General features: G+C 69.6%; 13 protein-coding genes. 10 read left to right on the forward strand and 3 right to left on the reverse strand.

Annotated features, from left to right (window positions below):
• Positions 1-157 precede the first annotated feature (157 nt).
• From ACYVDG_RS18340 to ACYVDG_RS18350, 3 genes are read left to right on the forward strand one after another with little or no spacing between them, the layout of a single operon-like run.
• The gene (locus tag ACYVDG_RS18340) at positions 158-886 is read left to right on the forward strand and encodes a hypothetical protein (protein ID WP_460754076.1); all 729 of its coding nucleotides are present in this window, start codon (positions 158-160) and stop codon (positions 884-886) included.
• Entirely contained in the window at positions 883-1,848 is a 966-nt protein-coding gene (locus ACYVDG_RS18345; protein ID WP_460754079.1) for an ABC transporter ATP-binding protein, read from the forward strand. Before ACYVDG_RS18340 ends, ACYVDG_RS18345 begins: the two co-directional genes overlap by 4 nt.
• Positions 1,845-2,597: an ABC transporter gene (locus tag ACYVDG_RS18350; protein ID WP_460754082.1), complete on the forward strand. Its 753-nt coding sequence runs from the start codon at positions 1,845-1,847 to the stop codon at positions 2,595-2,597. The genes ACYVDG_RS18345 and ACYVDG_RS18350 overlap by 4 nt, the downstream gene beginning before the upstream one ends.
• A gap of 155 nt (positions 2,598-2,752) precedes the next feature.
• Here ACYVDG_RS18350 and rraA read toward each other — a convergent pair whose 3' ends face one another.
• Entirely contained in the window at positions 2,753-3,235 is a 483-nt protein-coding gene (rraA, locus tag ACYVDG_RS18355; protein ID WP_460754084.1) for a ribonuclease E activity regulator RraA, read from the reverse strand.
• Positions 3,236-3,509: 274 nt separating this feature from the next.
• Here rraA and ACYVDG_RS18360 point away from each other — a divergent pair, with 274 nt between their 5' ends.
• From ACYVDG_RS18360 to ACYVDG_RS18380, 5 genes are all read left to right on the forward strand, one after another.
• Positions 3,510-4,172 carry a phosphatase PAP2 family protein gene (locus ACYVDG_RS18360; RefSeq protein WP_460754088.1) on the forward strand — a complete coding sequence of 221 codons (663 nt, stop codon included), beginning with the start codon at positions 3,510-3,512 and terminating at the stop codon, positions 4,170-4,172.
• 135 nt (positions 4,173-4,307) lie between these two features.
• Entirely contained in the window at positions 4,308-5,603 is a 1,296-nt protein-coding gene (gene hemL, locus ACYVDG_RS18365) for a glutamate-1-semialdehyde 2,1-aminomutase (protein ID WP_460754092.1), read from the forward strand.
• Between the two features lie 55 nt (positions 5,604-5,658).
• Positions 5,659-6,294: a histidine phosphatase family protein gene (locus tag ACYVDG_RS18370; RefSeq protein WP_460754095.1), complete on the forward strand. Its 636-nt coding sequence runs from the start codon at positions 5,659-5,661 to the stop codon at positions 6,292-6,294.
• Between the two features lie 223 nt (positions 6,295-6,517).
• Positions 6,518-6,616: a 30S ribosomal protein bS22 gene (locus ACYVDG_RS18375; RefSeq protein WP_013155353.1), complete on the forward strand. Its 99-nt coding sequence runs from the start codon at positions 6,518-6,520 to the stop codon at positions 6,614-6,616.
• A gap of 228 nt (positions 6,617-6,844) precedes the next feature.
• Positions 6,845-7,780 carry an NAD-dependent epimerase/dehydratase family protein gene (locus tag ACYVDG_RS18380; protein WP_460754098.1) on the forward strand — a complete coding sequence of 312 codons (936 nt, stop codon included), beginning with the start codon at positions 6,845-6,847 and terminating at the stop codon, positions 7,778-7,780.
• 16 nt (positions 7,781-7,796) lie between these two features.
• Here ACYVDG_RS18380 and ACYVDG_RS18385 read toward each other — a convergent pair whose 3' ends face one another.
• On the reverse strand, positions 7,797-8,282 hold the full coding sequence (locus tag ACYVDG_RS18385) for a MarR family winged helix-turn-helix transcriptional regulator (RefSeq protein ID WP_460754103.1): 486 nt from the start codon (positions 8,280-8,282) through the stop codon (positions 7,797-7,799).
• A 124-nt stretch (positions 8,283-8,406) separates the two neighbouring features.
• On the opposite strand from ACYVDG_RS18385, the gene ACYVDG_RS18390 reads away from it, so the two are divergent.
• Positions 8,407-9,087: a hypothetical protein gene (locus ACYVDG_RS18390; RefSeq protein WP_460754106.1), complete on the forward strand. Its 681-nt coding sequence runs from the start codon at positions 8,407-8,409 to the stop codon at positions 9,085-9,087.
• A gap of 7 nt (positions 9,088-9,094) precedes the next feature.
• Here ACYVDG_RS18390 and ACYVDG_RS18395 read toward each other — a convergent pair whose 3' ends face one another.
• On the reverse strand, positions 9,095-9,901 hold the full coding sequence (locus ACYVDG_RS18395; RefSeq protein WP_460754109.1) for an HAD family hydrolase: 807 nt from the start codon (positions 9,899-9,901) through the stop codon (positions 9,095-9,097).
• A 248-nt stretch (positions 9,902-10,149) separates the two neighbouring features.
• On the opposite strand from ACYVDG_RS18395, the gene ACYVDG_RS18400 reads away from it, so the two are divergent.
• Complete coding sequence (locus ACYVDG_RS18400) at positions 10,150-11,295, forward strand: putative quinol monooxygenase (protein ID WP_460754113.1); 1,146 nt, start codon at positions 10,150-10,152, stop codon at positions 11,293-11,295.
• Positions 11,296-11,320: the final 25 nt, after the last annotated feature.

Raw genomic sequence — 11,320 nt, forward strand, 5'->3', positions numbered from 1 at the left:
TCCGGGGTCATGGAACGAGCACGTCCTGACCATGACCTCTGGCATGTTCCCGGTTCGGTAAAGCCCGTGACCCTCCCGTGCCTCCGGCCCGATGCCTCCTTTCCGTTTTCTTCGTAGATTTTTGTCGAAGGCGAATGGGACGTAGATCGGAGGAGCGGTGGAGAAAGTGAAGGAAGAGCAAGGGAAGGACGGGCGGGGCGCTTTCCAGTTCCCGTGGGCCGGATCGGCGGTCGGGTTGGTCCTGGTCGTGCTGATGGCCGTGGTGTCCTGGACGCACTGGGCGGAGCTCCCCCGGATGGTCCCCAGCGGAAAGGTCGATTTGGCCGGAGAACCCACGCTGACCCCGCGCTGGCTGTATGCTTCGGCCGCTCCGAGCGTCATGGTGCTGCTGATGGTGATCCTGTCGATCGGGCTGCCCATAGCCGCGCGGTTTCAGCGAGAGCTCACGATGCCGGTGTTCTGGTCGGCGAAGGGCGCACGCGCACTCCTGGACCTCTTTCTGGTGCTGATGGGCGGCTTCGTGTTGGTCATCCACACCGTCATGCTCCGCGCTGAGGCCGGCCGGGAACTTCCCCTGTCCACCGACCACATGATGGTGCTGTTCGTGGCCGCGTTCCTGGTGGGGATGGGGTTGCTCGTCCCGCTCCTGCGGGCCAAGGCCGACTACGACACGCTGTCCGCCCGCTGGTGGGACAGGGCGCGGTGGCCGGTGGGGATCGCGGTCGCACTCGTCGGCGTGCTCTGCGCGGCGGTCGGGTTCCTCGCCTCAGAACCGATGCTGGCCGCCTACCTGGTGGGGCTCATGCTCCCCGCGATCCTCATCGGTTGCGCTGTCCCCTTCGTCGGAAACCAGGAGTGGAAGAACAAGACCAGGAGTGTCGTATGAGCCCCGAGAAAACGGTGGAGCCAGAATACGTAGTCACCACTGAGAAAGTCACCCGCTCCTATGGCAACGGGGTCGGAGTTTTCGATATCGACCTCGCAGTTCCCCGGGGAAGTGTATTCGGGCTGGTCGGCCCGAACGGCGCGGGGAAGACCACGTTGCTCTCGATCCTGGCGGGGATGCGGGCCGAAGGGAAAGGCAGTGTGGATTCTGCGGGGGCGCGTTTCCTGCTGTGCCCGGACGTCCCCGACTTCGAGCCGTGGCTGACCGCCGCCGAGGTGGTCGCCCTCAGCGCGGAGATCACGGGGGACCACGCGACGGAGCGGGACGTGGATCGGGCGCTTTCCAGGGTGGGGCTCGCCGAGGCGGCCGACCGGCGCAACGGCCGGTTCTCCCGGGGGATGCGCCAGCGCCTCGGTCTCGCCGCCGCTCTGGTGTGCCGCCCGGACGTGCTCATCCTCGACGAACCCGCCTCCGGGCTCGATCCGCAGGGGCGCGTGGACGTCCTCGACCTCATCACCTCACTGCGAGGGGAGTGCACGATCATCCTCGCCAGCCACCTGCTCGGGGACGTGCAGAGGGTCTGCGACGACGTCGCCGTTCTGGTCAGGGGCCGGATGGTCTACCAAGGCCCGATGGCCGACATCGCCGACCAGGGGCGGCCGAACGCTTGGCACGTCCGGATACGCGGTTCGGCTGAGCAGCTGGCCGGACGCCTGCGGGCCATGCCCTGGGTCGCCCACGCGGCTGCCGTGGAGGAGGACTGCGTGTACCTGGAAGCGGTCGACGCCGAGTCCGGCGAACTCCGCCTTCCCGCGATCCTCGCCGAGCACCGGACCCCGCTCGTCGCCATGACCGGCTACGAGGCGGACCTGGAGTCGGCGTTCCTCTCCCTCACGAACACGCCTGGACCCGCCGCCCCGAACCGAACCGACCTCTCCCTCCCGAACAGGACGGACCGATGAACGGCACGCTGTACCGACTGGAGACCACCCGGCTGATCCGCACCCACACCCTGCTCGCCCTGGTCCTGCTCTGCGGCGTCTTCGGGGCACTCGGGCCTCTGACGGCCTATTTCACGAAGGACCTCGTCGAGATGGCCGAGCCCGGAATGGGCATCGTCATCCCGGCGGCCACCGCGCCGGACGCCCTGGGCTCCTACATGGAGTTGGCCGCGCCCTTCGGGGTGCTGGCGGTGGTGCTGGTGGCCGCGGCTGCGCTGTCGGTGGACGCCAGTCCGGGCCGCTCCGCCTTCTACCGCTCACGCGTGAAGCGCGCTTCGGACCTGGTCCTGCCGCGGTTCGCGCTCTCCACAGCCGCCGCCCTCGCGGCCTTCCTGGCGGGCGCCTTGGTCGCCTGGGCGGTGACCTCGTTCCTCTACCAGTCCCTGCCGCTGGTCTCGACGCTGCTCGGTGCCTTCCTGGCCGGGCTGTACCTGGCCTTCGCGGTGGCCGTGGTGGCGCTGGTGTCGACGGTCGCCCGGAGCACTCTCGCCACGGCGGGCTTCTCCGTCCTGGTCCTGGTCGTGGTCCTGATCGTGGGCCAGCTGCCGTTCCTCGCCCAGTGGGGGCCCAGCGGCCTGCTCAACGGGCAGGTCGGCCTGAGCTCGGGGGTTCCGCTCGCCGAGTTCGCACCGATGGCGGCGGTCACGGTCGTGTTCACCGCGGCGGTCTTGGCGGTCGCCGTGCGCAGGAGCGGCGCCCGCGAGATCTGAGGGGATTCGAGCGCTTCCATGGCGAACAGGGCGGATCCGTCATGGAATATGAACGGCGGGGGTCTTGGCCGGCCCCCGCCGTTCACCCGTGCTCCGATTTCGGGCGGCCCGGGCGGCCCGGGCGGTTCGCCTCGGGCGGCCAACCCACGGCCCGCTCAGATCTCCGTGGCGTTGACGACGATGCCGTCGTGGTCGCTGTAGAGCCACTCACCGGGGACGAAGGTGACGTCTCCGAAGGTGACCGGAACGTCCTGGCGGCCCGCGGCGTCCTTGAGGGACTTGCGGGGGTTGGAACCGAGGGCCTTCACGCCGAGCTCCAGCTGGCCCAGTGCGACGGTGTCGCGGACCGCGCCGTTGATGACCACCCCGGCCCAGTTGTTGCGCACCGCGGCCTCCGCGATCAGGTCGCCCATCAGGGCGGTCCGCAGGGAGCCGTTTCCGTCGACGACCAGGACCGCGCCCCCGCCGGGGGAGTTGAGGACCTGCTTGACCATCCCGTTGTCCTCGTGGCAGCGGACGGTGCGGATCGGTCCGGAGAAGACCTGGTGCCTCCCGTACTGGCGGAACTGCGTGGAGCAGCTGCGCAGGGTGTCGCCGTGGTCGTCGATCAGGTCCGCCGTGGTGAAGTTCGTGGCCATGACAGCTCCGCTCTGTGGAGGCAAACGGGTGGACCAGTCCAAATTACTCACCGGTAGAGCACGGGAGTCGTGTCGGGGCGAGCATTGTTGCGCTGGGCGGACTCCAGCTCCTCCGTAAGGATCCCGCTCTTGCGGACCTGGGAGTCCCCGGTAGATGACAAGATGGGAACCTTCCAGTCATTAGCCCGTGGGAGTCCCGTCACCGGGACGTCGCCGAGCCTTCCCCCTGCTTGTCCCAGCGACTCTTCTCCCCTCACGTCTCCAATGGAGTGAGATGGTCTCCGAGATCTTCGCCATCAGTGCCGCCTGGTCGCGGGCCGTGATCGAGTTCGGTGCCGGACTCGACCCCTGGATGCAGACCGCGGCCGAATGGGGCACCGACCTCCTCCTCGGTGCCTTCGCGATCCTCTTCCTCATGGCCTGGTGGCGGGCCCGCTCCGCCAACTCCCGACTGGTCGGCCTGGCCCTGTTCGCCCCGGTCGCCACGGTCATCGCCTACGGCGCCAGCGTCACGCTCAAGTCGTTCTTCGAACAGCTGCGCCCCTGTCAGGCCATGACCGATCTGAGCACCATCGCCACGTGCGACCCGATCGGCGACTGGTCCTTCCCCAGCAACCACGCCGCCATCGCCGGGGCCGCGGCCGCCGCGGTCATCGTCGCTTGGCGCCGCTTCGCCGTCGCCGCGATCCTGTTCGCCGTCCTCGAGGCCTTCTCCCGCGTCCTCGTCGGCGCCCACTACCCGCACGACGTCACCGTCGGCCTCATCGTCGGCGCCCTGGTCGCCGCGCTGGTCTCCCTCGTGATGGCCCGCCCGATGACCGCCCTCGTCGACAAGCTCGCGGAGTTCGACCTCCTCCGTCCCCTGCTCCGGGCCGAGAGGCCCGGCCAGCCCCCGGAGACCCAGCAGTCCCCTAAGGACACCCGCGCCAACGTCTAGACCCCCGAGCCCGTGTGCCCTGCCCTTTCCCTTCGGGGCAGGGCACACGTGTGTCTGGGCGCACCGGGAGGGAAGGAAGATCGCTGCGAGGCGGGTCACGGTCACGGCGGCGGAGACAGCTGACACACTGGTGAGGTGGGTACTCAACAGACTTCCGCAGAGCTCTTCCAGCGGGCGGCCGCCGTCGTTCCCGGCGGCGTGAACTCGCCTGTCCGCGCGTTCGGTGCCGTCGGCGGCACCCCGCCGTTCTTCGTCAAGGGCGAAGGCCCCTACCTCACGGACTCCGAAGGCCGCCAGTACGTCGACCTCGTCTGCTCCTGGGGGCCGCTCGTCCTGGGGCACGCGAACCCCTCGGTCGTGGAAGCCCTCCACGGCGCCGTCGCGGCCGGGACCTCCTACGGCGCTCCGACACCCGGTGAGGTCGAACTCGCCGAGCTGATCGTCGAGCGCACCCCGGCGGAGCGGGTCCGCCTGGTCAACTCCGGGACCGAAGCCACCATGTCGGCGATCCGGCTCGCGCGCGGGTTCACCGGGCGCAGCAAGGTCGTCAAGTTCGCGGGCAACTACCACGGGCACGTGGACGCACTCCTCGCCTCCGCAGGCTCCGGCCTGGCCACGTTCGCCCTGCCGGACTCGCCGGGAGTCACCGGTGCCAGCGCCGCGGACACCCTGGTGCTGCCCTACAACGACGTCGAGGCCGTCGAGCGGGCCTTCGCCGAGCACGGTGACGACATCGCCTGCGTGATCGCGGAGGCCTGCCCCGCGAACATGGGCGTCGTCCCGCCCAAGGCCGGGTTCAACGCCCGCCTCAAGGAGATCGCGCACGCCAGCGGCGCGCTCTTGGTCCTCGACGAGGTCCTCACCGGCTTCCGTGTCAGCGCCTCCGGCTGGTACGGCCTTGAAGGCGTGGCCGCCGACCTCGTGACCTTCGGCAAGGTCATGGGCGGCGGACTGCCCGCGGCGGCCTTCGGCGGGCGCGCCGAGATCATGGACCGCCTCGCGCCGGACGGCCCCGTCTACCAGGCGGGCACCCTTTCCGGTAACCCGCTGGCCACGGCGGCCGGCCTGGCGACCCTGCGCGGTGCCACCCCGGAGGTCTACGAGCACATCGACCGGGTCTCCGCCCAGGTCGAGTCCGAGATCTCCAAGGCTCTCAGCGCCGAGGGCGTCACCCACCGGGTCCAGAGCGGGGGCAACCTGTTCACGGTGTTCTTCACCGACCACGAAGTGACCGACTTCGACACCGCCCGAGGCACGGACACCAAGGTGTTCGCGGCGTTCTTCCACGCCATGCTCGAGCAGGGCGTCTACCTGCCGCCCGCGGCCTTCGAGTCGTGGTTCTTCTCCTCCGCGCACGACGACGCCGCCATCGACAGGGTGGTCTCGGCCCTGCCCAAGGCCGCGCAGGCGGCGGCCCGGGCCCAGGGCTGAACCGGCGTCCGAGTCCCGGACACAGAGCCCGTAATCGAGACAGAAAGCTGCCACGATGACCACGACCACCGTCGTCCACCTGCTCCGGCACGGTGAGGTGTACAACCCCGACAAGGTTCTCTACGGTCGGCTGCCCGACTACCACCTGAGCGACCGGGGACAGCGGATGGCGGAGATGGCCGCCGACTGGTTCGAGGGCCACGACATCGCGGCCCTGTTCTCTTCGCCGCTGGACCGCACCCAGGAGACCGCGGTCCCGCTGGAGAAGGCCTTCGACCTTCCGGTGACCCTGGACGACCGGCTCATCGAGGCGGCCAACAAGTTCGAGGGAATGTCGCTGTCCGGCCGGTCGGTGCGCGACCCCCAGGTGCTGAAGCGGCTCTACAACCCCTTCAAGCCCTCTTGGGGCGAGCCCTACCAGGAGATCGTCGACCGGATGGTCGAGGTCATCAAGACTGTTCGCAGGGCCGCCTGGGGCCGCGAGGCCGTGTGTGTCAGCCACCAGCTGCCGATCTGGATGTCCCGCCGCGCGGCCGAGGGCAAGCGTCTCTGGCACCGGCCCGACCTGCGGGAATGTAATCTCGCCAGTGTCACGTCGCTGACCTTCGCGGATCAGCGGCTGGCCAGCGTCAGTTACGCCGAACCGGCCGCCGTGCTCTACAAGGACGGCCCGTCGCTTCCCGGGGCGTGACCCGCGCCGCTTACCCGTAGCGGTAAGCTGGGCGCACGGGTGCGGTAGACGTGCGTCTTGAGAACGTCGTCCTCCCCGGGGCACGCCCCGGTCGTACCGGTCCACCCGCGCGTTCGCGCGCGTGTGTGCCCGAGCGAGCCCAGCAACCGCATCCGAGCCAGCAGGTGTCCGTCACCGGTGGTTCGGCATGTCCGTACTCACTCGTCAGCGAGAAGGTGATCCCATGGGTTCCGTCATCAAGAAGCGCCGCAAGCGGATGGCGAAGAAGAAGCACCGCAAGCTGCTCAAGCGCACGCGTGTCGCGCGTCGCAACAAGAAGTAGGACCGTTCGCGGCGAACGTCGTCTCTCCGCGGGCGCGGGCGGGCCCCAGGCACGCCCCGGACGCGGAGACACTTCTTTTTCCTTGCGTGGGGTTTGCCACCGCAATGGAATTTTCTGGGTGAACCACTGTTGTGTTTCACGGGTCGCGGTCGCCGGTTCACCCCAAGCGGGTGAACGGTCCGCGGGCCATCCGGACCACTATCGTCTCCTTCCAAGGAACGTGTAGCCATGGCTCGTGTCGTACTCGTCACCGGGGTCTCCAGCCCCTTGGCCGCAAGGGTCGCCCAGACCCTGAGCAAGGAGCCCGGTGTACATCGGGTGATCGGCGCGGACTCCGCCCCGCCACCGAGCGGGAACACGGGTATTGATTACCAGCACGTCGACCTCCACGACGGCAGCCTGGACCGCATAGTCGCCGGCTCCGGCGCCGAACTGGTCCTGCACCTGGGCCTGGACACGGCGAAGGGTCCCAACCGGGAGGACAACCTCCTGGGCACGATGCGGGTGCTGGGCGCGGCCCAGCGCTCCTCCACCGTCCAGCGGCTCGTGGTGCGCTCCAGCGCCACCCTGGACGCCGATGACGCGGCCGAGGTCGAGCGGCACACCCGCGGCCTCCAGCGGCGCCGCCCCGATCTGTCCGTGGCCGTCCTGAGGTTCGCCAACCTCATCGGTCCTTCGGTGGACACCCCGCTCACCCGTTACATGTGCTCCCGTGTCGTCCCCACCGTGATGGGCCGCGATCCGCGAGTGCAGTTCCTGCACGAGGACGACGGGGTCGAGGCGCTGGTGCGTACGGCTCTCAGCGACGAGACCGGCTTCTTCGACGTCGCCGGTGCGGACGCCGTCCCGCTCTCGCACTGCCTGCGCAGGATCGGCGGCCAGCGGCTGCCCGTCCCCGCCCGCGGCCTCAAGGTGCTGCGGGGCATGGCCAAGCACGGCCGGATCGACTACGCCAGTTCCAGCGCCGCCCGCTCGGTGGGCGCCGGCCTGACCGCTTCGCAGCTGGACCCGGCACCCTTGGTCCGGGTTCTGGACTGGGCGCCCTCCTACAGCTCTATCGAGGCCTTCGAGTCGTACGCGCACGACCGCGGCGGCCCGCCCCGCGCCACGGGTCTGCGCCCGGTGCACGTCCTCGCCCTGGCCCGCGCCACCCTGGGGCGTTAGGCCCCGAACCCCGCACTCACCAGTCGCGCATCTCGTCGGCCCACGCCCGGAGTCCCGCGGCGAAACCCTCCCTGTCCTGCTCGGACAGGCGTTCCATCGCACGTTGGAGCGGCGCCGCCCGTGCGGTCACCAAAGACTCCACGGAGGACCGGTAGTCGTCGGCCAGGCTCAGGAGCGTGCGTCGCCGGTTGTCCGGATCTTCCTCTGACACCACCAGCCCGGCACGCCTGAGGTCTCCCGCCAACTCGCTCGCGGTCGGCAGCGACACCGCCATCCGCCCGGCCAGTTCGGACACCCCGAGCGCCTGGGCCACGGCCAACTGCCCGAGTACACCGCCGTGCCGCGCGGTCAGCCCGTGTTCGGCGAACACGGCCGCGACGTCGTCGGGCATGTCCACCTTGATGCGCCTGAAATAGACCTCCAACTGCGGTATGACCCCCAGTTCCGTCACGAGAAAGCGGTTCGGGGTGCCGGGGGACCCGGGAGTCCTGTCGTCTGCCATACCCCTGATCATATTATTCGTATATCCAAACTGTTTGGATATACGAAGTGTAATGGGTAGCGTCGTCTCCACGGAGCCTTCCCCGCCGGAGGTGACGGGGGAATCCCCAGAGGAGGAGTGACCCATGGCTAGTAACGACCCGGAGCGGCACCGCACCTGCTTCCTCGACCCTCACCCGTACGGCTACGTGTACGTCGGGGCGCGCGTCGCACCGCCCGGACATGCGCCCTTCGTCCGGCGCAGCAGGGCGCGGGACGATGCCCTGGAGGAGTTCCGGGCGCTCGCTGGCGAGCTGGAGGCGCTCCCAGGGGCCGTCGCCACCACGGTCTACGAAGCGGTGTTCATGCCGCCTCTCGAGGGCGGGCCGCGCTTCGACGTCGTCCTGCTCGTCACTACCGCTTCTCCCGAGGCCGTGGCGGAAGTCCTCGCCTCGGAGGCCTACGGGCGCCTGGACGGAGAACTCGTGATGACCGCCCGGAACACGCGCCGGATCGGTGAGACCGGGAGCGACCCCGGTGCGACCTTCCTGCTCAACCACTTCACCGCGCCCGACCCCGATCGTGCCGTGGCGGTGTGGGAAGGTCTGACCCGCTGGTACGTCAGCCGGATCGGTGTCGACAACTCGACCCTCCTCCAGCCACTGGGGGAGGCGCCCTTCGAGCTCGTCAACCACGTGCGGCTGCCGAGCGGCCCGGCCCGCTTCCTGCTCGCCCAGTTCACCAGGCCGAGTTTCTTCCGCCGGGTGCGCGCCGATCTCCGCGGCGCGGGCATGAAGGCCCGGCCCGTGTTCTACCGGCGGCTCTGAGCGGCTCTCAGGGCAGCGTGAGGGCCCGGCGGTGCCGTACCGCGCGTACCGCCACGGCCCCGGCGACGGCGCCCGCCACGGCGGCGGGTACGGCCACCTTCAGCGCCGCCCGGTGTCTGCGGAAGTCGTGGACCGGCCACTCGTGGGTGCGCGCGTACCGGCGGAGGTCGCCGTCCGGGTTGACCGCGTGCGGATCTCCCACGAGCGACAGCAGCGGGAGGTCGTTCGAGGAGTCGCTGTAGGCCGAGCACGCCGCGAGGTCCAGCCCCTCCTTCTCAGCCAGCGCCCGCACGGCGACGGCCTTCGCGGGGCCGTGCAGCAGGTCGCCGTTGAGCCGTCCCGTGTACACCCCGTCGATGCTCTCCGCCTCGGTGCCCAGCGCGCCGGTCAGTCCCAGTCGCCGACGGATGATCTGGGCCAGCTCCACCGGGGTGGCGGTGACCAGCCACACCGGCCGTCCCGCGTCCAGGTGGCCCTGAACCAGCGCCTGGGTGCCCTGCCAGATGCGGTCGGCCATGGTTTCGTCGTAGATCTCCTCGCACAGGGCGACCAGGTCGTCGACGTCGTGTCCGGCCACGAAGGCCAAGGCCGCCTCGCGCGCCGCGTTGATGTGCTCGGGCTGCTCGCTGCCGGTGAGCCGGAACACCGTCTGGCCCCACGCGAAGCGCATCAGGTCCCGTGTGGTGAACAGGTCGCGGGAGGCCAGGCCGCGGGCGAAGTGGTAGATCGACGCACCCCGCATCAGGGTGTTGTCCACGTCGAAGAAGGCGGCTCCGGGGCCGACCGGTTCCGGGGACACGGCGTCGTGTGACACGGTTCTCTCCTGGCTCGGGTGGGGAGGCGGCCCTCCGGTGTCCGGGGTGGCGCTCCCCGCGTACATGCGAGCCTACGACCACCCGCGACTCCCGTGTCGCGGCTGCGCAAAGGCGCCAAGTCCAGTGATGAAGCTCACAGTCCCGGGTGCGGTTTCGGCCTCCACTCTGCGGGATCGTCCCCGAGCCCGACCTCCCAAGAGTGCACTCGGTGCACATCCACCCGCTCGCGTGCAGCATCATTGTCGAGATGGTCACGGTAGGACTGACATTCATAAGCGCGTTGGTGGGCTGGAGCGCCACCGCCGCGCTGACCGCGTATGCCCAACGCCGTCCCAGCATCGCCGCGATCGCTTGGCTGGTCGCCGCCCTGGGCATGACCGTCGGGCTCAGCGCCGCGGTGATAGGCGCGATGTTCGACTTCGGCGAGCTCACCTTCCGCCTGCTGCATATCGGTGTCAGCCTCATAGGCCCGCTCTTCATGGCGTGGGGCGCCTTCGAGTACGCGGTCCGTTCGCCGAACGCCCGCTTCACCTCGCGCCTGTTCCTCAGCGCCCTGACCATCGTCCCCCTGGTGGTGCTGGCGGCCGACCGCGCCAGCGGCAGGTTCGACGCTTCCTTCCCCCCGCTGGGCGAACACTACGACCTGATCCCGCGCGCGCTCGTGAACGGCGCGCAGGTCTTCGTCGCCGTCCTCCTCGTCGTCGCGATCATCGCCGTGGCCAGGCGCGGCACCCGAGGCTCCGGGATGACGGACCTCGCGGTGCTGGGCCTCCTCGTCCTCGCCTCCATCCTCTCCGTCGTCGTCGGCCGCTTCGGCCTGGACGCGATCGGCCCGCTGCTGATGCTCGGCGCCATCTCCGCCCTCTGGGGCGCCGGGGCCCTGGCGGCCAAGCCCCGCCGCGACCCCTTCGACGACGATGACGACTACTACGACGACGATTTCGACGACGACTACGACGAGTACGACGACGAGCCCCAGGAGGAGCCCGTGCGCCGCAAACGCCGCAACGCCGACCCCTATGACGACCTCTACGGGGAGGCGCCCGCGGGTGCGTCGGCCAAGGTCCGCGGTGTCATCACGATCTACACGCTCGCCGAAGGCCAGGGGGGCGGGTTCGACCAGCTCGCCAACGCCGTCGTCGCCGAGGTCTCCAAGCGCGAACCGGACACTCTGCTGTTCGCCGCGCACACGGTGCCCAGAGCGCCCCTGCAGCGCATCGTCTACGCGATCTACCGTGACGAGCTCGCTCAGGAGGAGCACGACCAGCAGCCGCACATCGTGGAGTTCACCCGCCGCCTGTCCGGGCACGTGGTGGCCACCAACGTGATCGAGCTCTCCCTCTCCGGTGCCGCGGCCAACGACGGCCTCGCAGCCATGCTCATGCAGTCCTGAGCAGGGTTTTCACGGCTGGCAATCC

The sequence above is a fragment of the Nocardiopsis oceani genome, from assembly GCF_054777395.1.